Source organism: Emticicia fluvialis (assembly GCF_024793945.1).
Classification (GTDB): Bacteria; Bacteroidota; Bacteroidia; order Cytophagales; family Spirosomataceae; genus Emticicia; species Emticicia fluvialis.
The window spans coordinates 1-26214 of the sequence record NZ_JANUSD010000001.1 but is presented as its reverse complement, the minus strand read 5'-3'; the positions used below and the strand labels follow the sequence as shown (position 1 = coordinate 26214).

The following is a 26214-nucleotide window of genomic DNA, read 5'->3' as shown; positions in this document are numbered from 1 at the left end:
AAGCCTGGAAACAAGGGTCTTCATTTTTTTGATTTTAAATTTTGGTTTACAATCCGGTTAGTTCAATGGTTTGTCCTTTCCGGGTGGATATATCAAATAATCTGGTCTCTTTCAGAATCAGCGGCTGGATGGTCGATTGCCCGGAAATAATAGCTTTTGGGGTATCGTCCACCTCGAAGAATGGATTAGGATTTTCACCAACTGCCGGTTTAAGTTTTTTTCCACCAGCCAATTGCACATCATTAGGCAGGCGCAAGCGAAGGTTGCCACCTAAGGTAGATTTTACCGTTAGCCTGGTTATTTTGCCTTTTTCCCATTTCATTTCTAGAATCTCGAAACCCCCTCTGGTTCGCAGGCCTGCAATACTGCCCGTTTGCCATACATCCGGCAGGGCAGGCAATACATGAACGGCACCGTCTGAACTCTGCATCAGCATTTCGGTAATGCCTGAGGTACAGCCAAAGTTTCCGTCTATCTGAAAAGGCGGGTGGGCATCAAACAGATTATTGTAAGTGCCGCCACCGTCTTTATTGGTTCCCAAAGGTGTAAGTTGATTCTGAATCAGAGAATAGGCATGGTTGCCGTCCTGCAATTTGGCCCACCAGTTTACTTTCCAGCCCATGCTCCAACCGGTAGACACATCGCCCCTTTGTATAAGTGTGTTCTTTGAGGCTGCAAACAATTCGGGTGTACGGTAAGCCGAAATCTGGTTGGAAGGATACAAGCCATACAAATGAGAAACATGGCGGTGATGGTCGTTGGGGTCGTCTACATCGTCCAGCCATTCCTGCAACTGATTATGCCTGCCAACCTGCATCGGCGCCAGCCTGCTTCTTACCTGCAAAAGGGTATCTGCCAGCGACTTGTCTTTATTTAACAAACCGGCTGCCCTGATGGCGTTGTTGAGTACATCCATTACTATCTGGTTGTCCATAGTTGTGCCGGCATCCAGAGATGAGCCGCCGTGGGCAGCCGGAGCGTTTTCAGGCGAATTACCCGGATTCACCACCAGCCATTTGTATTTGGGGTGCTCAACCAGAAAATCAACATAAAACAAAGCGGCATCTTTCAGAACCGGATATACCGACGCCAGAAAGGTTTTGTCGCCGGTGTAGAGGTAATGCTCCCACAGATGCTGGCTTACCCAGCCGCCGCCTGCGGTCCACATACCCCAGAAAGCCCCGTCTATGGCGCCGGTGGCCCGCCAGATGTCTGTATTGTGATGGGCCATCCACCCTCTGGCTCCATACATGCTTCTGGCTGTTTCGCGGCCTGTTACTGCCAGTTCTTTAACCATGGTCAGAAACGGCTCATGCAGCTCTGAAAGGTTTGTTTTTTCGGCCGGCCAGTAATTCATCTCAGCATTGATATTGATAGTGTACTTGCTGTCCCAGGGTGGGTTGACACGGTGGTTCCAGATACCCTGCAGATTAGCCGGCTGCCCACCGGGTTGAGAGGAAGATATCAAGAGGTAGCGACCATACTGATAATACAGGGTTACCAGGTGGGGGTCGTTTACGTTTCTGAAGTTGCGCAGGCGTTCGTTAGTAGGCGCCTGAGCGGCAGGCGTAGTACCCAAATCGAGTTTTACCCGATTGAAGAATTTCTGATATGCCGCTACGTGGGCATTGAGCAGGGCGGCATAGGTTTTGCTACTGGCCTTGTTCATATACTCAGCGGCGCGGCTGTTCTGGTCACCGCTGATGTCCTGATAATTATTAAAATTAGTAGCAACTGATATAAAGATAACCGCCGCATTGGCGCCTGTCAAGGTCAGGGTACTATCGGTTTGTGTCAGATGCCCCCCCTCCGGCTGAATACGGGTAATACCCTTAAAGTTAACCAGTCCTTTTACGGTTTCGTGGTCATTGGTTGTACCTGCTATGGTTAGTTCGCGGTTTGTGGTGGTGGCAACGGTTTTTCTTTTTTGCGGAGACGAATACCCGGCCGTAAATGACAACTGGCCTGCCTTGCTGGCCGAGATTCTCATTACAATAACCCTGTCGGCCAGTGAAGCAAATGCCTCCCGGGTATAGACCACCTCGCCTACCTTATAACTGGTTTTGGCAATGGCCTTTTCGATGTCTAGTTCGCGGTTATAATCTGTATATTTTTCATGCCCCTCAAACAAAAGGTTGAGGCTGCCTACGGGTTCAAACTTTTGTCCGTGCGATTTCTTGGTAATAATGGCTTTGTTGGCCAGATTCTCTGCTTCCTTGTGCTTACCATCAAAAATCAGCTTTCTTATTTCTGCCAGGTTCTCAAGCGCCAGTGGGTTATCGTTTCTGTTAGGGCTTCCACTCCATACTGTATGTTCGTTCAACTGAATGATTTCTTTCTCCACATTGCCGTATATCATGGCACCCTGGCGCCCATTACCAATAGGTAGTGCGTTTTCCCAGGTATTGCCGGATGGCTGCTTATACCAAAGTTTTAAAGGAACCTGCCCGGATGCTATTCCTTTTCCGAAAATGAACAGGATAATGAGTAGTTTTTTTTTCATTAGAATGGATAGTAGTCAATAGAAATTATCTGGATTCAGACGTGTAATTTTTACCTGGATTGAATATGTGTCATTTATACACAAATATACTTATTAATACTGCTCAGCCAAATTTTTGTAGAAAAAAAAGAATTAATTTTACATTTTTAATTTTGCCTGGTCATCTGCCAGCACTACCATTTCACTAAAGAGGGCTTTTTTGTACGGAGTCGGAAAAACTTTAAATAATTGTAAATCAGGCAAAAATTGTTTTGGGTAGCATCGCCCAAGTGTTTACACGGCTATCAGATTAATCAGGTAAGAATAGACCGCCTTTCAACGGTCTATTCTCAGGCTTTGCATTAATATCCCGGATTCTGGTCTTTAGGATCAATCTTCGGATTATTATCAATTTCTGTTTGTGGCAGTGGCAGTAATTCATGCTTGCTTGCTACAAAATAAGGTATAGGCTCTGCGGTAGCCTTTTTGTTTTTCCGCCATCTGATAATATCAAAGTTACGCACCTGCTCGGCAGCCAGCTCTACGTGGCGCTCATGCTGCAAAGCTGCAAATACCTGTGCTTTTGAAGCGACAGGATAATTGGCTGTTGGATACGGAGGCATATTTACCGATGCTCTGGCACGTACCTGATTCATCAGCTGAATCGCTCTTGCCGAATTACCCAATTCGTTCTCACATTCGGCCAGCATCAGCAATACATCTGCATAGCGCATAATTCTCATGTTGATGCCGCTGGTGGTGAATCCTGAATTTGACTTATAAAGCACTGAGTATTTTCTCCAGCTGATTTTAAGCGTTTGTCCGTTTAACTTTGACGAATTACCCTGCACATTTTCGTCTTTCATTACATCGTTACCGTTATTGAATTTATCTCCGGCCTTCCAGAAAGACATATCAAAGCGCGGGTCGTTTTTGGCATCACCCTTAACTGTGCTTTCATAGCTGTTAATCATTTTGTCAGACGGTATCAGGTTTCTCCAGCCAATAGGCGAATACTCCTGTGTTCTGATGGTTTCTTCCTGAGCACTGGTTCCGTCGCCATCCGGGCCACTCCAGTTAAAGGCACCATTAGACGGCGAAAACACGACTTCGAAGATGGATTCTGAGTTAAACTCACCTTCCTCGTTAGTCAGGTCAAGGTAGTTATCAACCAGCTTGTAAAGGCCGGAGCTCACTACTTTTTCAAGTTCGGCTTTAGCGCTGGTGTAGTCGCCCAGTTGCAGGTAAGTACGGGCAAGCAATACCTGTGCGGCACCTTTGGTGGCACGGCCATATTCACTGGCTGTGTAAGTAGCAGGTAGGAGGCCTTCGGCGGCTTTAAGGTCATCAATTACCTGTTTGTACACATCTTGCTGGCTTGATCTGGCCTTGGCGCCCTCAACAGACTTAACGTATTCAGTATAAAGTGGCACACCGCCCCATAGGGTGGCCAGTTCATAATAAGCCCAGGCGCGCAAAAACTTCGCCTCGCCGGTTACACGGTTTTTTATGGCAGTAGAGAAAGACGCCCCCGTGGTTTTATTGGCGCTCTCAAGCACCACATTGGCACGGTGGATGGTTCTGAACCAACCTGTCCATACTGAATTAGCAACAGAGTTGGCGGGGTCGTTCACCCCAATAAGTAACTGGTTACGGGGGGTTTCAAGCTGCCCGCCACCTGTGGCCATTTCATCGCCTCTCAGGTCATGAACAAAGAACCACTCACGGGCTGCAAGGCCAAAACCCTGAATAATGGCATAAGCGCCATTCACACCAGCTACCAACTCATTATCGTTCGTAAAATATGTCTCAAAAGTTACACCGTTCGGATTTACCTTGTCCAAAACAGAGTCATTACAACTCATCACGGTGGCCAGGCCTAATAAACCTGATAACAATACTGTTTTTTTCATTTCGAAGTATTTTAAATCTTTTTTGGCAATTTCTTAATTAAAACCAAGGTTTAAACCAATAGTAAGCGTGCGCGCCTGAGGGTACATGCCGTAGTCTACCCCATTGGTAAGCAGGTTACCGTTTCTTGAGGCAATCTCAGGGTCATAGCCGCTATACTTGGTAAAAGTGAGCAGGTTCTGGCTGGTAAAATAAATTCTGGCTCTGGTAAGCACATTATTGGTCAGCTTAGAAATTTTGTCTGATGGTATGGTATAACCTACGGTCAGGTTTTTCAGGCGCAGGTACGATCCATCTTCAATAAATCTGTCAGAAGTTCTTGCATTCTGGTTAGGGTCACCGCTAACGGCTCTTGGCACATCTGTGTTGGTGTTAGATGGTGTCCAGGCATTTAGCACATCAGTAGTGGCATTGAATAGTCTTAACATACCCTGACCAATCACCTTGGTTCCATTATAGATTTTATTGCCTTGCACACCCTGGAAGAACAATGAGAAATCGAAGTTTTTGTAGGTTCCTGAGTAGTTAAGACCATAAGAGAATTTAGGCAGGTAGCTGCCCAGATAGGTTCTGTCATTGGCATCAATCTTACCGTCGTTGTTCAAATCTCTGAACTTGATATCGCCGGGCTTGGTGGCCTCGTTCTGATACGGAGTGCCTGAGTTGCCGTCTGCACCGTTGGCCGCCGCTATTTCGCCTTCATTCTGGAAGATTTTTTCTACCTGCCAGCCGTAGAACGACTGTAACGAACTCCCTGCTTCTGTTCGGGTGATGTCAAATCCACCAAAATCGGCATTGTTACCTGCATTAATAGTAGCATTTGGCGTATCTAGGCTTAATACTTTGTTTCTTACCAGGTCAAAAGTTCCTGTAATGGTTGACTTGAAGTCTTTTTTATCAATATGATAACCCAGAGAAAGCTCAAAACCTCTGTTTTCCATGCTACCTACGTTGGCCAATGGGCTGTTAGAATATCCTTCTGAGTCTGGCAGAGGCACACGAAGCAATAGACCATCTGTTTTACGTGAGTATATCTCGGTTGAGATACTTACCTTGTTGCTGAACAACGAAAGGTCTAAACCCAGGTTTTTCATGGTTGTTTCTTCCCAGCTCAGGCCGGTGTTACCCAGGCTGTTGAAATAAGAACCTAACTGTGAAGCATTACCGAACGAATAATTAGTATTATTGGCTGAAATCAACGGTTGCCAGTCATAGTCTCCTATTGAGTTATAACCCGTTACACCCACACTTCCTCTCAGTTTCAGTTCGTTAATAGCTACGATGTCTTTCATGAAAGCTTCTTCGCTGATTCTCCAACCCAGTGAAACCGAAGGGAACGTACCCCACTTGTTACCCGGTGCAAATTTTGATGAGCCGTCGCGGCGTACCGTTGCACTCAAAAGGTATTTGCTGTTGTACTCATAGTTTAAACGACCCACATAAGACAACAAGGTGTTTTCAGAACTTGAGGTGTTACCATTGACATTGGCTGCGCCTTGTATCTCTTTAATGTTATTGTCGGGTCTCTGGCCTGTCAGGTTGATAGACTTGAAGGTAGCGTCTTGTCTTTCAAGCACCGCGGTAGCGTTTACATAATGCTTTCCGAAGGTTTTATCGAAAGTTAGCTGATTAGTAAGTATGGTAGAAAAATACTGCCCTCTGTTCTGGGTAAGCTCTGCTGTCTGGCGGCTACGGTTACCGTCATTGTAAATGGGTACAAACCCGTTGAAAATAGAGCTTGAGTAGTCGCCACCCATGGTAAATTTGTAACGCAGCCAGTTAGTAAATTTCACTTCGGCATATACTGTACCCAGAATTTTAAAAGAGCGGTCTATCTGGTCTTTTTGCTCCTGTACGGCAATACGCATCGGGTTTTCAGGGTCGGTAGCATCAAGCCCCTGTGCAGTAGTACTGTAACCACCCAGTTTAGTCGGGTCGCTTACAGGCCAGTAAGGCACCATACGCATAATGTTCATTACCATGCTCCGGCCACCGGCATCTCTTTCGGCAATGCGTTTGTCTTGCGTCACCATCATGGTCTGCCCGATTGATATGTATTTAGAAATGCTATGGTCTGAGTTTAACCGGATGCTCTGGCGACCATATTCAGTAAATGGCAGGATACCCTCCTGCTTGAAATTACCCAGCGAAAGGTAAAACTTCGATTTCTCGGTTCCGCCTGCCAATGAAAGCTGGTTGTTATGAATAGGGCCATTTTTAAACATTACATCCTGCCAGTTGGTCTGGGTTTGGGCAAATGTGGTAGTGGCACCCTCATAAATTGGGGTGTTCATGGCCGAAAAACGACCAGGAACAGGTTGACCTGAAGCAGTCAATAAAGCTGTACCATATTTGATATACTGCTCGCTGTTCAGCAGGTCCAGGGTTTTCCAGGCAGATTGCGTACCCACGTAAGAGTCAAGGCTGATGGTAAGTTTACCGGCCTTTCCTTTTTTGGTGGTTATCAAAACAACGCCATTGGCCGCTCTTGAACCATAAATGGCAGAAGCGCTGGCATCTTTTAAAACTTCAATTGATTCAATATCGTTGGGTGCAATGGTATTTAAGCCCCCGGCAGGCACCCCGTCAATTACATAAAGCGGATTAGGGTTCAAGCTGATGGACCCTACCCCTCTGATACGAACGGTTGGCTCAGCTCCGGGGCTGCTATTATTAACAATAGATACCCCTGCCACCCGGCCCTGCATGGCCTGCGTGGCGCTGATAACCGGTTGCGTGGCCAGCTCTTTGTTGGTGATGGATGACACTGCACCCGTCAGTGACGATTTCTTCTGTGTACCATATCCAACTACCACGATTTCTTCCATCAGACCGGCATCTACATCCAGGGTTACGTTAATTTCCCTCTGATTACCAACTCTAATTTCAGCAGGTTTATACCCCAGGAAACTAAATATCAGAACAGACTCGCTGGAAGCCTTAATTTCGTAACGGCCGGCAGCATCAGTTACTGTTCCTTTGGTTTCGCCCTTAATCACAACATTTACTCCTTGAAATGCCTCGCCATTTTCGTTTTTGACTACCCCTCTGACCTGAGCCATCAGTGAGCCAACCGAAAATAAAGACATTAAGAAAAACAGCAACAGCCTTATCGACTTGCGTGATAAACCTCGCTGGATGGTCGGTTTGTAATTGTTTACCTTCATTTTTTAAGAGTTAAAATAAATTGTACAAATAGAAGTTTTATAAGGTTTTTTTATATAATTTTGATATGTGTCAAATACACACAAATCAAATATGTGTCAAATGTACACATAAAAACGATAAAAAAAACTAAGTATGATTTTTTTTTTATTAACTAGTACTTTTTTAACAATTGCACGTGCAGTTCTTGAAATATTTAATTAAAATCACAATCAATTTCTATAAATCAATCATGAAACCATCCCTATTATTTTTACTTTTACTATTATTTATCTCCGGGTGCAAAAAAAAAAACGCCAGGCTGTTCAATAAACTGGCTGTAACAGAAACAGGCGTTGATTTTGTTAATTCACTGAAGGCAAACGACTCGCTGAATGCTTTTACATTTACAAATTTTTATAATGGTGGTGGGGTTGGAATCGGAGACTTTAACAATGATGGCTTAATGGATGTGTTCCTGACGGGCAATCAGGTAAGCTCAGAGCTTTACCTCAATAAAGGAAACCTGAAATTTGATAAAATAACCAAACAGGCCGGGCTGTCAACCAACCGATGGTGCAACGGGGTTTCGATAATTGACATTAATAATGACGGCTGGGATGATATTTATATATCGGTAGCCTACCACCCCTCAATGGCTGACACACATAACCTGTTATTCATTAATCAAAAGACCTCTGCCCCCACTTTTAAAGAAGCTGCCGCCGCCTACGGATTAGATTACGCAGGCTACACCACCCAAACCGCCTTCTTAGACTATGACGGAGACGGAGACCTGGATGCCTTCTTATTGAATACCTCGCCTGATACCCAGAACCCAAGTTACCTGAGGCCGGCCATTAACGATGGGTCGCATCCTTCTGCCAGCAAACTTTTCAAAAATGATGGCACAACAGACGGGCATCCGGTGTTCAGAGATGTATCGGCAGAGGCCGGAATCATTTATGAAGGTCTGGGGCTTGGCGTGGTGGTGTCTGATTATAATAATGATGGCCGGCCTGACATCTATTGCTCGAACGATTTCCTGAGCTCAGATGCACTCTATCTCAATAAGGGCAACGGACAATTTGAGAACGTAATTAAAACCGCTATGCCTCACACGGCTTTGTCTGGTATGGGTATTGATGCCGCCGATATCAATCAGGATGGCAAAGTAGATATTTTCCAGCTGGATATGCTGCCCGAAGATAACGCCCGCCAGAAGCAAATGCTGGGCAAGCCCGACTACGACAAAAAAGAAATGAGTATACACGCACCATACAATTATGAGTTGCAGTATATGCGAAACATGCTTCAAATCAATGTGGGAAATGCGGGGGGGATTCCGCAGTTCAGCGAAAACGGATTATTGGCCGGTGTAGCCAAAACAGACTGGAGCTGGTCTACCCTTCTTTGCGACCTGGACAATGACGGCCGCAAAGACATATTTATTACCAATGGTTATAGAAAAAACGTAACAGACCTGGACTTTATCAGCTATTACCGCAACAAAGATATGTTTGGCTCAAACAAATCGAGGGTAGAAAACCGTAAAAAACTGATGGAAATGGTGCCAGAAATACCACTGAAAAACTATGCTTACAGAAACAGGAATAACCTTGATTTTGAAAATGTATCTGAAAGCTGGGGGCTGGATGAATTGTCTTATGCCAATGGAGCCGCCTATGCCGACCTTGATAACGACGGAGACCTTGATTTGATAGTAAATAATGTAGATAGCGAAGCATCGGTCTTCAGAAACAATTCAGATAAGCAAAATAGCAGCCTTACAATTAACCTGAAGGGTGATGCCAATAATAAAGCAGGCATAGGAACGCGGATAAACGCCTGGATTGGCCATGAAGTGCTGTTATTTGAAAACTACCCTGTAAGGGGCTACCTGTCTTCCATGCCACGTAACATTGTAGTAGGTTTAGGAAAAAAGAAAAAAATCGACTCTCTGATGATTACCTGGCCTGATGGCAAAGTGCAGAGAAAATATGGCATTGACAGTACGACAACAACAATTACCCTGAAATATGAAGACGCAACAAATGGTAAACCCTCACCCCTGATTGCAGAAAAGCTTTTTGAAACAACTGACCATGCACCCGATTTTGAGCATAAAGACTTTACATATATAGACTTTAACCAAACAGCCACCTTGCATAAAATGCTCTCGAAGCCCGGGCCGGCAGTAGCTAAAGCGGATATCAACGGCGACGGGCTGGAAGACCTTGCCATAGGAGGTGCTTTGTATGGTAGCGAAACACAGGTTTTTGTGCAGAATAAGGATGGGAAATTCAGCAGGATACAGGAAATACCCACCAGCCGTTTGATGGAAGTTGGGGCGATACATTTTTTTGATGCTGATAATGACGGAGACCAGGATCTGATTTTTGCCGGAGGCAGTTGCGAGCGACCTCTGGATATAGCAGAAGCCTACCGGCCACAATTATGGCTCAATGATGGCCGGGGCAATTTTAAAAACACGGCTGATTTCCCGCTATTACACGTAAGCAGCCGTACAATTACCACCCTTGATATTGACAACGACCACGACCTTGACATTTTTATTGGCGGGCGTGTTTCTCCAAATCAATATCCGGTTGCCCCTCCAAGCTATATACTCAGAAACGATAAAGGCAAATTTACTGATGCCACCGCTCAGGTTGCACCTTATCTGAGCAAGCTGGGAATGGTGTGCGACGCCGCCGCCATAGACATTAACCAAGACGGCTATACCGATCTGGTGGTAGTAGGTGAATGGATGCCCCTGACTACACTGATTAACAAGCGAGGGCAGTTTACACACACCCAAAAGGCCGGAACAGAAGGCTGGTGGAACACAATAGCAACTACCGACCTGAACCATGACGGCCTGATTGATTTAGTGCTGGGTAATGAAGGGTTGAACTCATTTTATAAGGCCACCCCACAACACCCGGTTGTGCTATTGGCCAAAGACTTTGATAACAACGGCAGAATTGACCCCGTTATGGGCCAGTATGTTAACAATCAATTGGTACCGGTGCATCCGCGCGACAACCTGAACCTGCAAATCAACAGTTTCCGGAAAAGATACACCAATTTTAAAGACTACTCCGGCGTTTTGTTTGATGACCTCTTCAGCGAAACCGATAAGAAAGGGGCTATTGAGAAGCAAGCCTATGAACTACGCAGCTGTATAGGTATAAATACCGGCAAGGGCGGTTTCAGCCTTACGCAACTCCCCTGGCAGGCACAACAATCGCCCGTTTTTTCAATACTATCCGAAGACTTCAATCAGGATGGGCACCAGGACATACTTTTAGCGGGTAATTTCTTTGCCAATGAGGCCCATCAGGGCAGGCAGGATGCATCCAAAGGCGCCCTGCTGCTGGGCAACGGGAAGGGAGGGTTTCAGCCTGTTGACTTTGACCAAAGCGGCCTGAATTTTCAGGGTGACACCCGTAAATGTGTGTTCTTCAAAAAAACCGGAGTAATGCAGGTTTTTGCCAATGCAGGCAAGGTGCAATCTTATCAGCTTCAAAAAAAGGCTCACCCATAGGGTGGCATCCAAAAAAATTCACGGCCATGATGCTAAACAGCTTCAGAGCCGTGAATTTTTCATGTAAACAAATAAAGGCTTTACGAATTTCTTCATAAAGCCTTTATTTTCTGGTGGTAATGGACGGAATCGAACCGCCGACACAAGGATTTTCAGTCCTTTGCTCTACCAACTGAGCTACATTACCTTATTACCACCATTCCCTGTGTTTTGGGACTGCAAAATTAGACAAAAACTTTTTATGAACAAATTTCAGGCAAAAAAAATCTTAAAAATTTTTACAACGCTTGCTTTATATGTTTTTTGACTATATTTGTAATGGTATGCAAGCATACTGTTTGGCAAATTACCAACCATTATTTTCCCAAATACTGATATCATGCAAGTACTCGCCCAGATATTATTTGTAGCCGCATTAGCAACCGCTGGTTTTTTTATAGGCCGCCGGGTAAAACTTATCAAGAAAACCATCCTGCTGGGCCAAGCCGAAGACCGTACCGACCGGCCGGCTGAGCGCCTTAAAACCATGCTATTGATTGCTTTCGGGCAAAAAAAGATGTTCAACCGACCAATTGTAGGGCTAATGCACTTTATCATTTATGCAGGTTTTCTGATAATTAATATTGAAGTGCTGGAAATAATGCTGGACGGCATACTGGGCACCCATCGCCTGTTCTACCCTTTGCTGGGCAGTCTTTACGGTTTTCTGATTAATTTTTTTGAACTACTGGCCCTGGGTGTAGTAGCCGTTTGTCTGGTATTTCTTATCAGAAGAAATGTTATTAAAGTACCACGCTTTCAGGAGAGCCGTCACCGTGAAATGACATCCTGGCCCCGCACAGACGCCAATATTATATTGATAACCGAGGTATTATTGATGTGGGCATTTCTGAGTATGAATGCCGCAGATACCATTTTGCAACAAAGGGGCGTTGGCCATTATGCAGAGGCATCAACGGGTAATTTTCTGGTTAGCCAATGGCTACAACCAATTTTTAATAATTGGAGCGACACCGCCCTTGTTACCTATGAACGCGTTGCCTGGTGGTTTCATATTCTGGGCATTATGGGTTTTGCTCTTTACGTTACCTACTCAAAACACCTGCATATCTTTCTGGCGTTTCCTAATACCTACTTTTCGAATCTTGACCCCAAAGGAGAAATGCACAACATGCCAGCTGTAACAAAAGAGGTGAAAATCATGCTGGGAATTGAGCAACCAGATGCAACACCGGCTGAAGTGGGCCGCTTTGGTGCTAAGGATGTAAAAGACCTGAGCTGGAAAAACCTGATGGATGCCTACAGCTGCACCGAGTGTGGCCGTTGCACCTCTGCCTGCCCGGCTAATATAACAGGCAAAAAACTGTCGCCACGCAAAATAATGATGGACACGCGCGACAGACTGGAGGAAATCCAGAAAGGCTGGTTACAAAACGGCTATGAATATGATAGCGGAAAAACCCTGCTGGGCGACTACATTACGGAAGAAGAAATTCTGGCCTGCACCACCTGCAATGCCTGCGTACAACAATGCCCTGTTAATATATCGCCGCTTGATATCATTCTTCAGCTGCGTCGTTACAAAGTAATGGAAGAATCTTCCGCGCCCGGGTCATGGAATGCGATGTTTTCGAATCTGGAAAACAACATGGCTCCCTGGAAACTTTCGCCGGGAGACCGATTCAACTGGGCAGAAAACCTCAACAACCCCTGATTAACCTGATTTTAGGTACCGGAAAATAACTTTACCATAAAATCAATTTTTAATGTAGAAAAACTTTGCACTTAGGTGATATTTTTTTTAACTTTACATAGAAGTAAACGTTACTGAACGGTATTATACCCATCAGAGCCACGTTTAATTAAGTAATCTTATTTACCTATTTACAAGTTTGCCTCTACCATTATGAAAAAATTCAATTCATCCATGTTTTTACAATGGATAATTTTCATGCCACTTCTTTTACCATTGGCCATTGTGAGCGGTGCCTTTGATGGCATCAAGCGTTTCTTTGAACAGGCAGCGTCTGACATTATTGAAAAAGAAATCATATCTTAATCTGCCCGTTTTATTACTACCTCTAAAGGCACATACGCTTAGAGTGGTTTCTCTTTTGCTGTTACCTGTACTTCTCAACAACACTTTTCAATTGCGGTAAAGACAATACGCCAGACTGCCGCCATTTAAGCTCACTGTTCTTAAAAAGCATTAATGTAGGCACCCCTGATATTTTGTATTTATTAGCCAGTTTCGGATTCCTGTCTACATCTATTTTTACTATCTTGAGATGATCGCCTGCTTCATGCGCCAATTGCTGTAAAGTGGGTGATAAAACCTTGCACGGCCCACACCATTCAGCAAAAAAATCAATAAGTATGGGCGTTTCTGAGGCTATCAGTTCTTCAAATGTTCCTGTCATAATGGTATAATTTCTATCATCAACAAAATACAGGCAGCCCGGGTTTCAGAAATCTCATAATTCAGCTTATCAAAGCTTCGCACTGCTCAGGGGCTTTTACTCACAACCCACACAGCACAGGAAAGTTACTCAACCCAAAACGTTATCTTTGTGTTTGGAAGCAGCCATTTATTATTGGCAAACGTCTTTTTATCATATTAGAAGTATATTATTCAGTAATCAAGCTCCATGAAGAAAATTATATCTGCATTAACTATCATTTTTTTGCTTGCCAGCTTTTGTGCCTTTGCGCAAAGCCTGCCTAAAAATCAGGATATCCTGAAAACCATCAACCTTGCCAACGAATATTTTATGCTCCGGTGGCCGGATGTCAGCAAACCCATTGCCGGACCAGACAAAACCAGACCCAGCAATATCTGGACCAGGGGTGTGTACTATGAAGGGCTGATGGCACTCTATAAAATTGACCCTCAAAAAAGATATTACGACTACGCAGTGGCCTGGGGAGAAGGCCATAAATGGGGCTTGCGCAATGGCATCGCCACCCGCAATGCCGACGACCAGTGCTGCGGACAAACCTACATAGATTTGTATGTAATAGACCCTAAACCTGAGCGTATTCATGATATTAAGGCATCTATAGATAGTATGCTGAACAACCCAAAAAAAGACGACTGGTGGTGGGTAGATGCCCTGCAGATGGCCATGCCTGTGTTTGCTCAGTTGGGGGTTATATACGAAGACAACCGTTATTTTGAAAAAATGCACGAATTATATCTGTATACCAAAACCCGGCACGGCGAAAAGGGGTTGTATAATGAGGCAGATGGTTTATGGTGGCGGGACAAAGACTTTGACCCGCCGTATGCAACCCCGGGAGGCAAAAGTTGCTACTGGGCCCGGGGGAATGGCTGGGTTGTAGCAGCATTGGTACGTGTATTGGATATTTTACCCAAAGATGCCCCGCACCGCGATGAATATCAAAAAACGTATCTGGAAATGATGAATGCCCTGCTACCCTTACAACGGACAGATGGTTTCTGGAATGCCAGCCTGGCCGACCCGAACGATTTTGGAGGCAAAGAGTTAACGGGCACTTCGTTATTTTTATATGGCATGGCATGGGGCATTAACAAGGGTATTCTTGACCGCCGTAAGTTTTACCCGCCAATGGCCAAGGCAGCCCATGCCATCATGAACAACTGTGTGCATCCGAATGGATTTCTGGGCTATGTGCAGGGTACAGGCAAAGAGCCAAAAGATGGCCAGCCTGTTACCTATGATAAAGTTCCTGACTATGAAGATTTCGGGCTGGGGTGCTTCATGCTGGCCTTATCAGAGGTATATAAAATAAAACGCTGAGCGGGTACGCATTTTCTGCCGAAAACGCAGCTAAGTGTGCTTACTTAGCTGCGTTTTCGGTTTAATTTTATAATTTTGGTAAATCTAAAGCCACCAGACATGAAAATCTTAGTGATTGAAGACGAAGTACGAACCATTGAGTTAATCAGACAAGGCCTGGAAGAGCAGCAGTGGGAAGTTGATATAGCCTACGACGGTGCCATGGGTTTCCAGCTGGCCACAAGGCAGGTATATGCACTTATCATATCTGATATCATACTTCCGGGCATGAATGGGCTGGAGCTTTGCCGGAAACTGCACGAAGTTGGGGTTTCGTCGCCGGTGCTGCTTCTGACGGCTTTGGGTACAACTGACGACAAGATTGAAGGCCTGGATGCCGGGGCAGATGATTACCTGGCCAAGCCGTTTGAGTTCAGAGAATTGATGGCACGGGTACGCGCACTTACCCGCCGCAACATTGGTATTATGCATACCTCAAATACCCTGAAAGTTGCCGACCTGGAAATGGATCTGGACACCAAAACCGTAACACGCGCCGGGCAGGAAATTACCCTGACAGCCAAAGAATTCGGCTTACTGGAGTACTTTATCCGTAATCAGGGCAGGGTTATTGCAAAGGCCGAGCTGGCCGAAAAAATTTGGGATGTTACCTTTGATACAGGCACCAACGTGATTGAGGTTTATGTGAATTTTTTAAGAAAAAAAATAGATAAAGACTTTGAACCCAAGCTTCTGCACACACAAATAGGGATGGGCTATGTGCTGAAAGTAGTTTCCTGATGAAAAACATTCGCTCAAAGCTAACCTATCAGTTTGTCATACTGGTAACGGCGGTACTTCTGATATTTTCTTTCGGGGTTTATTTCTTCAGTAAACTATACCTCGAAAAGCGTTTTTATAAACGCCTGCAAGACCGCGCCATTACCACTACAACTTTGTTATTTGATATACAGGCCGCCGATACAACGGTAATGAAACTGGTGAATGTATCAGACAAAGAGCTATTAACCAGCGAAAGCATATCGGTTTATAACGAAACCCTCGAGCAGTTCATTTTTTTTACTCATCCTGCCGACACCAGCTTTCATAAAAAGCTACTCCCGCTGGTGGCATCTGCCGCACCGACGGCCTACACCAGTTATAATGATTATCAGGTGCTGGGCATTCATTTCGCATCCACCAAAAATAAAGGTAACTGGGTTATTGTGAGTGCCATTGACGCCACCGGGCATGAGGCACTGAAAGACCTAAAAAAAATTCTGATTGTAATGGTAGGCGTAGGCATTTTGCTGCTGGGTATTTCCGGCTGGCTTTTTGCCAATCGGGCATTGGCGCCTGTGTCGGGTGTTATCAGGCAGGTAAATCAGATTTTCCCGCGTAATGTCAAAAAAAGGGTGGAATACCCAAACCCTGATGACGAAATAGGCACACTGGTTGCCACGTTTAATCAACTGCTCGACCGCATTGAAGAAGCCCTGGTAACCCAGAAGATGTTCATTGCCAACGTGTCGCACGAGTTAAAGAATCCACTTACCAAGATTTATTCGCAGATAGAAGTAACACTGCTTCAGAAACGCAGCCCCGAGGCCTACGAAAAAAGTCTGAAATCGCTACAGGAAGACACCCGCACCCTTACCCAGTTGACCAACACCCTGTTGAATCTGGCGAATGTAGTGGCCAATGCAGAAAATGTAAAATACACACCTGTCAGGCTCGACGAACTCTTATGGGAGGCCAAAAGCCAGGTACAGAAGTGGCATGAAGACTACCAGATTCAACTGACCTTTGCCAATTTCCCTGATGATGAGAACGCATTAATTATACCGGGTAACGAAGCAGCCCTGAAAGTGGTTTTCATGAACCTGCTTGATAACGCCTGCAAGTTTTCAGACAATAAAACTGCTGTTGTCAACTTTTTTTCACACCCCGGCCAGATAACCGTATCGTTTTTTAACAGTGGCCCTGCTATTCCTAAAAGAGACATTCCATATATTTTTCAGCCCTTCTACAGAAGCAATGCCTCGGCCCAGGGTGTACAAGGGCACGGGGTTGGCCTGGCCATCGTATCGCAGATTGTTCGGCTGCACAATGGCGACATAAGCGTAAATTCTGACTCTGAGGGCACTACATTTACGCTCAGTTTCCCGCTTCAATAAATTTCAATCATATTTTAAGGTAAATTTAAAGTGAGTTTAACGGCTCTTTAAGTTGGGTTGTTTTAGTTTGTAGTTAACAAACTATTACTATGTATCATGAGTGCATCGGCAACACAAGGCGTATTCAAGATTTCGTTCGGAGTACTAACCGGTATCCTGGCATTGTTGGGGTACCTTTTTATGGGCGCCCGAAACGAGACTTTTGAGCTTCAGCAATCATTGACACAAAAGGTTGAGCAATTATCGGCCACCCAGGTAAAGCTGGATTCTATCTCAAAAGCGCTCGACGAAAAAATTGAAAAAATCAATCAGATGGGTGGCAATATTACAGAGTTGAAGCGCATCAGGGTACAGCTTGAAAACGATAAAAAACTGCTGAAGTCTGATTTAAACTTTTCAATACAGAAATATGACGCCAAAATAAAAGACTACGAAAATTTCCTTTCAGCCAAAGACAAAGAATTTAGTTTACTGAAAGAAGAAAACTCTCAGTTAAAAGAACGCACCCAAACACTCGAGTTTGAAAAGCAGGTAGTATTAACTGAAAACGAAAACCTGAAAACAGATAAAGAGTCTTTGTCGCAAACGGTGGCAGAGTACTCGGCTGAAAATTTCAACCTGCAAAGGCAGGTAACCATAGCGTCATCCATGAAAGCCATTAATGTACAGGTTGCGGCTTTGTCGGCCAATGGCAAAGTAAGAGAAGCAACGCCTTTCAGAGCGTCTCGCATACATCGGCTGAAAATTTCTTTCATTATGCCTGCCAATCCAATTGCAGTTAAAAACAAAAAAGAAATTATTGTGCGTATTCTTGATGCCAACGGTGGCGTGGTAAGCGACAACACCGGCAGTGGCGTTTTTGATTTTGAAGGTGATGAGCTGGGTTTCAGCACCCGTCATAGTGTACAATTTGAAAATAATGACCAGAAAGTTGATATCATCTATACACACGATGCCCCCTATACGGCTGGCAAATATACAATAGAACTTTATTCAGAAGGGTTCAAGATTGGAAAAGGTGCATTTGAAGTGAAGTAGGCTGCTTTTGATGGCAAGCCCTGTGTTTAATTTCTAACCTGAAAACCAGAGGAAACATGACAGTATTAAACGGCTTTAAAATATTTGTATGGGCTATGATTCAGACTTTTGGAGAAATAGCCCTGGTTGGGTTAAAGAGCATAGCCACCGTTTTTAAGAGATATCCACGTTCTTACATGGCATTGTTTTACCTGTTTATTACAATGGCCTTTTGCTATTACCCTATTTTTGGGCACTGGCTTACCGGATTTATTATGATGAGCCTGCCGCTTGCTGTGTTGGCCGGTTTAACAGCCAGCAGTTATTTGCTTTATAAAAACCAGAAACTGATTGCCTCGGCCGGCTTTATATGGGTTTTAATGACCTTCCCCATTATTAAACGTTTTGTTGGCATAGGTAACAGCCAGCAAGACTTCGGGTCGGCACAATCATTAAAAGTCCTGAGCTTCAATAGTGAAAGTTTTGGCGGGCCAGACCGTAAGAATGTTAACTGGGCAACTTTAAAGGCAGACATTGCCTGTTTTCAGGAATACGTACCCAACGGCCATGTAGAGGAGCAGTATCAGGATAAGTTTGAAAAACTGATATCGCTCGATGCAACCACCAGAGTAGGCCTGGCCTTGTTTTCTCAGTATCCGATTATCAAGCAATACAGCAAAATCTGGGACCGTGACGGCCAGCCTAATATCAACGGTTTTATATGTGCCGACATAGCCTATGAGCAAGACACCGTACGGGTTGTAAATGTGCATTTGTGGTCGATGGGCGTGCGTATCAACAAAGCGGCAGATGCCTTCAAAAAAGGCCATATTGGTGAGTTTTTTGTTGAAATAAGCGACACATTCCGCCGTTTGAAAGAAGGATTTGATGCCCGCGACGAGCAGATAAAAGAAGTGGAGTCTTATGTGGCAGGCAGTAAGTATCCGGTTATTATTTGTGGCGATTTCAATGAAATACCGTTCGGATATGCATACGGTAAGCTTCGCCTGAGCTTCAAAAATGCTTTTGAGGATGCCGGCCAGGGGCTTGGTTTTACCCTGAACCGCAAGCCTTACTGGGTTCGGATAGACCAACAGTTTTTTAGTGCCGACTGGCAGGTGCAGTCGTGCCAGACCATGCGAGGCATTACGTTCTCAGACCACTTTCCGGTGGTGGCCAAATATGTACTTAAAAAATCTCTTGACAAACCAACCCCGCTGGTAGCTCAACGCTAATTACCGTTTAAACATTCTGGCCAGAACCTTATGATAGGTATTCGGAAAAACCCGAGCAATTAAATCAAGGGTTCTGGCATCTTTACCTACTATAATGCGTGGCCGGTCTTTTTCAATGCCAGCCAGTATAATAGCTGCGGCTCTATCGGGCGACATCTTCAGGGCGGCTTTTTCAAATTGTTTAATTGCTCTTCTGCCCTCTTCATTGTCTTTGGTGCGCCCCAGCCTTGAATTGGCCGCAATATTGGTTTTAATACCCCCTGGATGCACCGACGATACCTTTACGCTGGTTCGTAGCAACTCTAGCTTCAATACATCAGAAAAACCCTTTACACCAAATTTGGCAGTAGAATAAGCCGAATTATTAGGCATGGCTGTTATACCAAAAACGCTCGACATATTGACGATGTGTCCCTGATTCAGTTTAACCATGTGTCTTAAAAAAGCCTTGGTCATTCGTACTACGCCCATCAGGTTAATATTGAGCAACCACTCAAAATCTTCAAGCGATGTTTCAAGAAAACTACCTGAAAACAGCGCAACCCCTGCATTATTTACCAGTATAATGGGTTCATGCGGATATTCATGAATGATATCCTTTGCAAAGCGCTTTATCTGCTCAGGGTCTGCCACATCAAGCAGATACTTTTTAATAGTACCAGATGCCAGTGCCAGGGTATCATCCAGCCCTGTCTGGTTTACATCTGTGGCTATTACTTTAGCTCCGGCAGCGGCGGCCTGTATAGCCAGTGCCCTGCCTATACCTGAGGCAGCCCCTGTTACAATAAATACACTGTCTTTTATCTGGCTCATGCCCTGTGCTATGGTTTTTACAAAAATAAAAAACCCGCCAGGATTATCCGCCTGGTTGACCAATAGTTTTACAAAAGTAAGATTCACCGGCTACGCAAAGCCAGAAAACAAAAACAGGGCAGGCGTTAAACACCTGCCCTGCCTGATTTGCAGAACGCTTAATTATTGCAATTTTACACTGCCAAAATTACTATCAACCGTTATTTTACAATTTGCCGACCCTTTACCCAGCTTGCCTGAATAATACTTGGTTGGATTAAACCCATACCTGTCTTTTTTCTCAGTATCGGTATTTCTGGTAAAAGACACGCCCTGGTCTTTAGGGTAGTTAAAGTCGCCATAATGAACTTTTACATCAAAATCATAGCTTGAATTATCAGCAAGTATAAGGGCTACCGGAGAATAATTGGCTTTTATTTCCAGTTCTTTCACGTTCTTGCCTACACTCCCCAGTTTAAACCCACCCGAAAACTCCAGGTTCAGGGTGCCTGATTCTTTCAACAAATCAATGCTACCTTTAGAATAGCTGATTTTGGCATCAATTTTACCTACCTCTTTGATGTCAATATCACCAAAGCTGTTATTAAAATCAAAGTTATCGGCCTTTTCCATCTTGATACCCGAGTAAGATGCTTTCAGGCTGCCACCATTCATTGACTTTATGTAAGAGTTCTGGCAAAAGGCTAATTTAACTTCCGTCTGCGGGTTAAGCAAATCATCAGCTATGAGTTTACCGTAACTCAAATCTAATTGCAGCGGCGCCGAAAACGAGGGCAGGTAACTATTGCCGAATGAGTTTTTCAACTGCAAAGGATTAGACTTAGGCATATACACGATGTAGTCTATTTTTAATGAGTGTTTGTCACCTTTATTACTCCAGCTTCTGTTTTCAGATTGGTTCATAATGGTTTTGATACTCACAACACTACCCTCTTTTTTGCCAAAAACGTCTACCGTGCTCAGAAAATCCGCTGCCCGGTCTTCCGACGACGCGCTAGCTGTAATACTTACGTCCGCCCGCACTTCTTTTTTATCCCAGAAGTTTACTTTTACATCGCCAAACTGATTCTGGATATAAATTTTATCTGAGGCTGATATAGAGAAAGACAAATTGACAATTTTCTTCTTCTCAATCCATTCTTTTTCTTTGGGTACAGCAAATGCCTGCACCGCCGACAAAAAGAACAATATCCGGAACACCCCTCTTAATTGCCCCGGGAGGCTATACCATCGTTTTAATTTTTCCATCTTTCATATTTTTAATTTTTTGAATTATTTGTAACTGTTGGTTTAACAGATCGATCTGCATATTTAAGTTTTGTACCATAGCCTTCAGCAGCTCTTCCGGATTCGGATTCTGCGGCAACTCGTTTTTCAGGTTCTGGTAATTTTTGTCTAATGCCTGCAATTCGGCATCAAACTGGTGGTAGAGCTGCGGGTCTTCTTTCTCTAATGCCTTTAACTCTTCTCTTTTTTGCTCTACTAACGAAGTAAACTGAACCAGTTCTTTGCCATAGGCGCTTCTATAAGCAGGCGGAAGGCTCAGACCGGTTATATCATTGGGCATCTGCATATAAGTAATGATACCATAACCTACCGTAAGTATCAGGGCAATGCCTGCGGCTATACTCATGCGCCATTGCACCCGGCCCAATTTTACTATCTTGCCGTTCAGGGGTTTGCCTTTCGGTTGTTGTTGCGTTACCTCAGTTTCAATTTTTTTCCATAAGGCTTTAGACGGCTCGTAGCTATCAAAGTCTTCACGGTTGTCTCTCACAAATCTTTCCAGACGGTCTTTCATATCTATCACCCTTTGCCGGGATTTTTTAATTCATTCATTTACTTAAAACAATTGCCTGCTCACTATTTCCAGGAGCCTCTTCTTGGCCCGCATATACTGGGTGCGCGAGGTGGTCTCGCTAATACCCAATATATTCCCTATCTCTTCGTGGTCGTACCCTTCAAAAAGATACAAAGACAACACCACTCTGAAACCCTCGGGCAGTTGCTCCATTGCCCTTCTGATGCGTTCTACCTCATACTTAGTGTTATCTTCATTATAAGTATTTGTATCCGGGTAATCAGCTATATCATATTCATCTCCACCTATGCCGTATTCGTCAATATTTACCAGTTCTACTCTTCTTGAGCGCAGGTGGTTAATGGCCTTATTAACCACAATCTGTTTCAGCCATACGCCAAATGTTGCCTGCTGCCGAAAATCACCGATTTTGGCAAAGGCGTCAATAAATGCCTCCTGCAATACATCTTCAGCTTCACCTACATGGTTCAGTATGCGCATGCAGACATTGAACATCGCTTTAGAGTAATGCTTGTACAGCTCGTACTGCGCTTTACTTTCGCCACGTTTACATTGCTCGACCAGGTCGGCATGTTTATTAATGAATACTGTGGTAGCCAGAGGTTATCCTGTTTTATGGTTTCAAACAAAAGACGCCCTAAAAAAGCGAATGTTGCATAATTTAGGTAAGTTTTTTCAAAACACCGCTTAAAACCCTGATAATGAGAAGAATAAATGATTAAAAAAAGTAAGAGACCGCTAATAGGCTTAACCCTACACCCAAAAAAAGGCCGGCCCAGGCTTGTTTTGGTGTATGCGCATTGAGCTGCAGACGGGCGCCCAGTACATACCCCGCTAATATCATACAAAACAAAAGCGGCATAAAAAGGGCGTTTTCGCCCATCTTTACCATAATACCTGCCAGTGCGCCAATCACCCCGCCGATACCCGCACCATGTGCACTGATTTGCCAGCGGAAACTGATAAGTGCCACACACAAAATAACGATGGTAATGCTCCAGAGTATATAAGCACATGCAAACAGGCTAGAATTTTTACTGTATAAAAAATAGCCCAGCAGCCCATAAATAAGCGCAGTAAGCAGATAAGGTAGCCGGCGTTCCTGCAGGTTTTCTAGCTGAAGGCTGCTGATAAAGCCCCAGCGTTTAAGCAGGTAAATCAGGTAAGCTGGTATGGCAAAAGTATAAATGAATACAAAGCCGATCACAATCCATCTGAACATGGGTTCCAGACCTTCCAAACCTAACGAAACAGGTGCCAGAAAGAACAGAATCATAAACAAAACTGTTGGCATTAATAAAGGATGCAATATAACCGATAGAAAGGTGGCCAGGCGCGTATTCAATGCTTATTCATTTTTTCTTCAAAGTTATCAGATTTTTTCTAATCCACGAACTAAAACCCGGGGTGCTTCGTTATTCTAGCTCATACAAAAATATTGGGCTTATATTTTGGATATAAATTTTAAAGCTGACATCTTTGTATCTGTCTTATAAAAATGAACATTCGTCTTCCCATAACGCCAGTTCGATATGTCAGGTCCGAAAGGACTCGACCATAACCGCTTTTGCCTGCGTGGCAAAACAACCCCTCCGATATTTTTTTCTTTATATTCATTTTAACAATCTTAGGATACAGCGTCTCCGTTTGTGGGAAAGCCCAATAAATGACGATGAATAATACAGATATAACTTCCGACGACCAATATATTGTTCAAATAGCTAACGAAAGCCACTATAACTTAGCAGAAACTATTTGTGACGAGATGGCAGAGAGTGCGAAGGCCCGTGGTACAGGGATTGCCAAACGTTCTCCTGATTATTTGCGTGAAAAGATGCGTGAAGGTAAGGCTATTATAGCGCTTACCCATACCCGTAAATGGGTTGGCTTTTGTTACATAGAAACCTGGGAACACGGTAAGTTTGTAGCTAACTCGGGCCTGATTGTAAACCCTGAATATCGTAAAAGCGGCATTGCAACGCGTATCAAACAAAAAGCGTTTGAGCTTTCGCGTTCTAAATACCCCGATGCCAAAATCATAGGCCTTACAACCAGTCTGGCGGTAATGAAAATTAACTCTGACCTGGGCTATGAGCCAACCACTTTCAGTGAGCTGCCTGCCGATGACGCCTTCTGGAAGGGCTGTTCGAGCTGTGTCAATTATGATATCCTGACGCGTACCAACCGTAAGCATTGCCTTTGCACCGGTATGCTGTTTGACCCGGCCGAAGCCAAGAAAAAAGAAGACGATGGCAAGCACCATGAAAACTGGGATTTTCTTAAGGAACTTCCGCTTTACGAACGCTGGATGCGCTTTAAACAAAGAATTTTATTGAGACGTGAAGAACGTAGAAAAAAAAAATTGGCAGCAGCAAGGGAATTAGTGGAATTATAGACACTATTAACGGTATTATTGAATAACTGAAGGCCTTGTTGCAGAAACGAGGCTTTTTTTATGGCATTCAATTTATGCTTGCGAGTTAATAAATATGCAGATTAATGATAATTTGCGCGGTTTAAACAGAGGATTATCGTAATTTTCGGCAGTTTAGACCTGTCACCTAAACCCCAACACATGAAACTTTTTACTGTTCCTAACCTCATGACCCTCGGCAACCTGCTATGCGGGTGCTTCGGAATTATCTTTGTTTTTCAGGGTGAACTGATAAACGCCTCTTACCTGATTTTTCTGGCCGGTGTGCTTGATTTTCTCGATGGCTTTCTGGCACGCCTGCTCAATCAGCACTCTGCCATTGGTAAAGAACTCGACTCGCTGGCCGATATGGTTACTTTCGGTGCCTTACCTGCATTTATGATTGCCTGGCTTATCAGTTACACCAGTTATCAATCTGCCATGCCTGCACATGATATCCAGACCGTGGTTTCATACACAACGTGGCATCCAATATCTTATGTAGCTTTTATACTGGCGTTATTTTCGGCCTTGCGTCTGGCCAAATTCAATATAGATACGCGTCAGTCAGACTCCTTCATTGGTGTGCCCACTCCGGCCAATGCGCTGGTTGTGGCGTCGTTTCCGTTGATAATCACCTTTAACCCCTCCTATTCATTTGTTATCTTCAACGTTACTTTTCTAATTATCTATACTATCGTCATGAGTTATCTGATGGTTTCAGAAATACCCCTGTTTGCCATGAAGTTTAAAAATTTTTCGTGGGTAGATAATAAAATCAAATACATATTTATAATTCTTTCTGTAATTTTGCTGGTGGTTTTGCAATTTCTGGGCATCCCGCTGGTGGTATTCCTTTATATTGTTCTATCGTTATTTAATAATAAGTCTGCCCCTGTTCCCAAAGGGGAGTAATTTTTAAACCAAATCCCCCGTTTCGGGAATGGGGGTAAATACTTATGAAATTCCTCGCTTCGATTGACGTAATGCCTATCAAAGAAATCCTTGACCCTCAGGGAAAAGCCGTATTATTGGGTCTTAAAAACCTTGACATTCAAGGTTTCAGTGATTGCCGCATCGGTAAGCACATTAACATGGAAATAGAAGCAGCCGATAAAGCTACTGCAGAAAGCATTGTAGAAGATGCCTGCAAAAAACTTTTGGCCAATCTGATAATGGAAGAATACAGCTTTGAGCTTACAGCTATTTAACAATTCTTTATAAATATTTTTACTATGCGTAATCCATTTGATGAGAACACCGTACCTGTTCGCCCTGCGTTTCTTACCGTTTTATGCATACTCACTTTTTTGTGGAATGCCTACAAATTTTATGGTGCCATTCCTAACGTTTTTGCGCCTGAAAAAGTAGTGGCCAGTAAAGAGCAGGCCAATGAAATGATGATGGATATGATGTCTAAGTACTTTTCAGAAAAAGACCTGGAAAAGATAGAAGAAAGCCAACAGGAAACCAACAAAATGTTTGAAGAAAAAACACTGATAACCACAGGTGTGGTAAGCATTGTGTCAAGTGTGCTGTTGATACTGGGTGGAATCTGGATGTGGAGTTTACGTAAAAAAGGATTCTTCGTATATATTGCCGGTAATGCCCTGGGTGTTATTGCCCCTATTGTAATCTTAGGCGGGCAAGTGGGCTGGGCTATCGGCATTGTCTCATTAATTAATGCTGCGCTGTTTACAGGCTTGTATGCCATGCATTTGAAATACTTTTCATGATACTGTTAAGCATTTGTTAATGCTATTAAAGAGGCTGTCCAAAAAGGGGCAGCTTCTTTTTTTAGTTCAGATAGGAATGATTCGGGTTTTACTAAGCGGCGTAGCGATATTTTACCTGGTAAGATTCAAAAAGTACATAAATAGTCCTATTTT

At 43.9% G+C, this 26214-nt stretch carries 21 protein-coding genes and 1 tRNA gene; 12 read left to right on the top strand and 10 right to left on the bottom strand.

Going from position 1 to position 26214, the window contains the following annotated elements; genetic code table 11:
- Positions 1-46 precede the first annotated feature (46 nt).
- From NZ848_RS00110 to NZ848_RS00100, 3 genes are all read right to left on the bottom strand, one after another.
- A complete protein-coding gene (locus tag NZ848_RS00110) occupies positions 47-2503 on the bottom strand; it encodes a glycoside hydrolase family 95 protein (protein WP_259013875.1) in 2457 nt (818 codons plus the stop codon).
- A gap of 341 nt (positions 2504-2844) precedes the next feature.
- Complete coding sequence (locus NZ848_RS00105; RefSeq protein WP_259013874.1) at positions 2845-4395, bottom strand: RagB/SusD family nutrient uptake outer membrane protein; 1551 nt, start codon at positions 4393-4395, stop codon at positions 2845-2847.
- A gap of 33 nt (positions 4396-4428) precedes the next feature.
- A complete protein-coding gene (locus tag NZ848_RS00100; RefSeq protein ID WP_259013873.1) occupies positions 4429-7560 on the bottom strand; it encodes a SusC/RagA family TonB-linked outer membrane protein in 3132 nt (1043 codons plus the stop codon).
- A 230-nt stretch (positions 7561-7790) separates the two neighbouring features.
- On the opposite strand from NZ848_RS00100, the gene NZ848_RS00095 reads away from it, so the two are divergent.
- Positions 7791-11087, top strand: coding sequence for a VCBS repeat-containing protein (locus tag NZ848_RS00095; protein ID WP_259013872.1), 3297 nt, complete (start codon positions 7791-7793; stop codon positions 11085-11087).
- A gap of 111 nt (positions 11088-11198) precedes the next feature.
- On the opposite strand, the gene NZ848_RS00090 is transcribed toward NZ848_RS00095, so the two are convergent.
- A tRNA-Phe gene (locus tag NZ848_RS00090) sits at positions 11199-11274 on the bottom strand.
- A 192-nt stretch (positions 11275-11466) separates the two neighbouring features.
- Between NZ848_RS00090 and NZ848_RS00085 the strand changes: the two genes are divergently transcribed.
- Together NZ848_RS00085 and NZ848_RS00080 are read left to right on the top strand one after the other, a co-directional pair.
- Positions 11467-12801 carry a 4Fe-4S dicluster domain-containing protein gene (locus tag NZ848_RS00085; protein ID WP_259013871.1) on the top strand — a complete coding sequence of 445 codons (1335 nt, stop codon included), beginning with the start codon at positions 11467-11469 and terminating at the stop codon, positions 12799-12801.
- Positions 12802-12993: 192 nt separating this feature from the next.
- Positions 12994-13146, top strand: a complete 153-nt coding sequence (locus NZ848_RS00080) for a hypothetical protein (RefSeq protein ID WP_253532833.1) — start codon at positions 12994-12996, stop codon at positions 13144-13146.
- Positions 13147-13207: 61 nt separating this feature from the next.
- On the opposite strand, the gene trxA is transcribed toward NZ848_RS00080, so the two are convergent.
- Entirely contained in the window at positions 13208-13507 is a 300-nt protein-coding gene (gene trxA / locus NZ848_RS00075) for a thioredoxin (protein WP_253532831.1), read from the bottom strand.
- A gap of 228 nt (positions 13508-13735) precedes the next feature.
- Between trxA and NZ848_RS00070 the strand changes: the two genes are divergently transcribed.
- The 5 genes from NZ848_RS00070 (at position 13736) to NZ848_RS00050 (ending at position 19277) form a co-directional block, all read left to right on the top strand.
- On the top strand, positions 13736-14869 hold the full coding sequence (locus tag NZ848_RS00070; RefSeq protein ID WP_259013870.1) for a glycoside hydrolase family 88/105 protein: 1134 nt from the start codon (positions 13736-13738) through the stop codon (positions 14867-14869).
- Between the two features lie 99 nt (positions 14870-14968).
- Positions 14969-15649 carry a response regulator transcription factor gene (locus tag NZ848_RS00065; RefSeq protein WP_259013869.1) on the top strand — a complete coding sequence of 227 codons (681 nt, stop codon included), beginning with the start codon at positions 14969-14971 and terminating at the stop codon, positions 15647-15649.
- Positions 15649-17025, top strand: a complete 1377-nt coding sequence (locus tag NZ848_RS00060; RefSeq protein WP_259013868.1) for a sensor histidine kinase — start codon at positions 15649-15651, stop codon at positions 17023-17025. Before NZ848_RS00065 ends, NZ848_RS00060 begins: the two co-directional genes overlap by 1 nt.
- Positions 17026-17121: 96 nt before the next feature.
- Complete coding sequence (locus NZ848_RS00055; protein WP_259013867.1) at positions 17122-18063, top strand: hypothetical protein; 942 nt, start codon at positions 17122-17124, stop codon at positions 18061-18063.
- 56 nt (positions 18064-18119) lie between these two features.
- The gene (locus NZ848_RS00050; RefSeq protein ID WP_259013866.1) at positions 18120-19277 is read left to right on the top strand and encodes an endonuclease/exonuclease/phosphatase family protein; all 1158 of its coding nucleotides are present in this window, start codon (positions 18120-18122) and stop codon (positions 19275-19277) included.
- Here NZ848_RS00050 and NZ848_RS00045 read toward each other — a convergent pair whose 3' ends face one another.
- The 5 genes from NZ848_RS00045 to NZ848_RS00025 all read right to left on the bottom strand — a co-directional run bounded on the left by NZ848_RS00045 (position 19278) and on the right by NZ848_RS00025 (position 23257).
- Positions 19278-20177, bottom strand: a complete 900-nt coding sequence (locus tag NZ848_RS00045; protein ID WP_253532811.1) for an SDR family NAD(P)-dependent oxidoreductase — start codon at positions 20175-20177, stop codon at positions 19278-19280. It lies immediately after the preceding gene.
- A 75-nt stretch (positions 20178-20252) separates the two neighbouring features.
- The gene (locus tag NZ848_RS00040; protein WP_259013865.1) at positions 20253-21338 is read right to left on the bottom strand and encodes a DUF4097 domain-containing protein; all 1086 of its coding nucleotides are present in this window, start codon (positions 21336-21338) and stop codon (positions 20253-20255) included.
- Positions 21313-21891: a hypothetical protein gene (locus tag NZ848_RS00035; protein ID WP_259013864.1), complete on the bottom strand. Its 579-nt coding sequence runs from the start codon at positions 21889-21891 to the stop codon at positions 21313-21315. Before NZ848_RS00035 ends, NZ848_RS00040 begins: the two co-directional genes overlap by 26 nt.
- A gap of 42 nt (positions 21892-21933) precedes the next feature.
- Positions 21934-22512: an RNA polymerase sigma factor gene (locus tag NZ848_RS00030; RefSeq protein ID WP_259014127.1), complete on the bottom strand. Its 579-nt coding sequence runs from the start codon at positions 22510-22512 to the stop codon at positions 21934-21936.
- Positions 22513-22630: 118 nt separating this feature from the next.
- On the bottom strand, positions 22631-23257 hold the full coding sequence (locus NZ848_RS00025) for a hypothetical protein (protein ID WP_259013863.1): 627 nt from the start codon (positions 23255-23257) through the stop codon (positions 22631-22633).
- Positions 23258-23584: 327 nt separating this feature from the next.
- On the opposite strand from NZ848_RS00025, the gene NZ848_RS00020 reads away from it, so the two are divergent.
- The 4 genes from NZ848_RS00020 to NZ848_RS00005 all read left to right on the top strand — a co-directional run bounded on the left by NZ848_RS00020 (position 23585) and on the right by NZ848_RS00005 (position 26061).
- Positions 23585-24307: a GNAT family N-acetyltransferase gene (locus NZ848_RS00020; RefSeq protein ID WP_259013862.1), complete on the top strand. Its 723-nt coding sequence runs from the start codon at positions 23585-23587 to the stop codon at positions 24305-24307.
- Between the two features lie 180 nt (positions 24308-24487).
- Positions 24488-25240, top strand: coding sequence for a CDP-diacylglycerol--serine O-phosphatidyltransferase (gene pssA / locus NZ848_RS00015; RefSeq protein WP_253532801.1), 753 nt, complete (start codon positions 24488-24490; stop codon positions 25238-25240).
- A 44-nt stretch (positions 25241-25284) separates the two neighbouring features.
- On the top strand, positions 25285-25536 hold the full coding sequence (purS, locus tag NZ848_RS00010) for a phosphoribosylformylglycinamidine synthase subunit PurS (protein WP_101726793.1): 252 nt from the start codon (positions 25285-25287) through the stop codon (positions 25534-25536).
- Between the two features lie 24 nt (positions 25537-25560).
- Positions 25561-26061 (top strand): hypothetical protein, encoded by a 501-nt coding sequence (locus NZ848_RS00005; protein ID WP_253532799.1) that lies wholly within the window; start codon positions 25561-25563, stop codon positions 26059-26061.
- The last annotated feature ends 153 nt before the right edge of the window (positions 26062-26214 follow it).

Coding starts and splice junctions, on each gene's coding strand:
- NZ848_RS00100 (WP_259013873.1), bottom strand. CDS start 7,560: ATGAAGGTAAACAATTACAAACCGACCATCCAGCGAGGTTTATCACGC.
- NZ848_RS00070 (WP_259013870.1), top strand. CDS start 13,736: ATGAAGAAAATTATATCTGCATTAACTATCATTTTTTTGCTTGCCAGC.
- NZ848_RS00035 (WP_259013864.1), bottom strand. CDS start 21,891: ATGAAAGACCGTCTGGAAAGATTTGTGAGAGACAACCGTGAAGACTTT.
- NZ848_RS00020 (WP_259013862.1), top strand. CDS start 23,585: ATGAATAATACAGATATAACTTCCGACGACCAATATATTGTTCAAATA.
- NZ848_RS00040 (WP_259013865.1), bottom strand. CDS start 21,338: ATGGAAAAATTAAAACGATGGTATAGCCTCCCGGGGCAATTAAGAGGG.
- pssA (WP_253532801.1), top strand. CDS start 24,488: ATGAAACTTTTTACTGTTCCTAACCTCATGACCCTCGGCAACCTGCTA.
- purS (WP_101726793.1), top strand. CDS start 25,285: ATGAAATTCCTCGCTTCGATTGACGTAATGCCTATCAAAGAAATCCTT.
- trxA (WP_253532831.1), bottom strand. CDS start 13,507: ATGACAGGAACATTTGAAGAACTGATAGCCTCAGAAACGCCCATACTT.
- NZ848_RS00065 (WP_259013869.1), top strand. CDS start 14,969: ATGAAAATCTTAGTGATTGAAGACGAAGTACGAACCATTGAGTTAATC.
- NZ848_RS00095 (WP_259013872.1), top strand. CDS start 7,791: ATGAAACCATCCCTATTATTTTTACTTTTACTATTATTTATCTCCGGG.
- NZ848_RS00055 (WP_259013867.1), top strand. CDS start 17,122: ATGAGTGCATCGGCAACACAAGGCGTATTCAAGATTTCGTTCGGAGTA.
- NZ848_RS00110 (WP_259013875.1), bottom strand. CDS start 2,503: ATGAAAAAAAAACTACTCATTATCCTGTTCATTTTCGGAAAAGGAATA.
- NZ848_RS00080 (WP_253532833.1), top strand. CDS start 12,994: ATGAAAAAATTCAATTCATCCATGTTTTTACAATGGATAATTTTCATG.
- NZ848_RS00005 (WP_253532799.1), top strand. CDS start 25,561: ATGCGTAATCCATTTGATGAGAACACCGTACCTGTTCGCCCTGCGTTT.
- NZ848_RS00085 (WP_259013871.1), top strand. CDS start 11,467: ATGCAAGTACTCGCCCAGATATTATTTGTAGCCGCATTAGCAACCGCT.
- NZ848_RS00050 (WP_259013866.1), top strand. CDS start 18,120: ATGACAGTATTAAACGGCTTTAAAATATTTGTATGGGCTATGATTCAG.
- NZ848_RS00105 (WP_259013874.1), bottom strand. CDS start 4,395: ATGAAAAAAACAGTATTGTTATCAGGTTTATTAGGCCTGGCCACCGTG.
- NZ848_RS00060 (WP_259013868.1), top strand. CDS start 15,649: ATGAAAAACATTCGCTCAAAGCTAACCTATCAGTTTGTCATACTGGTA.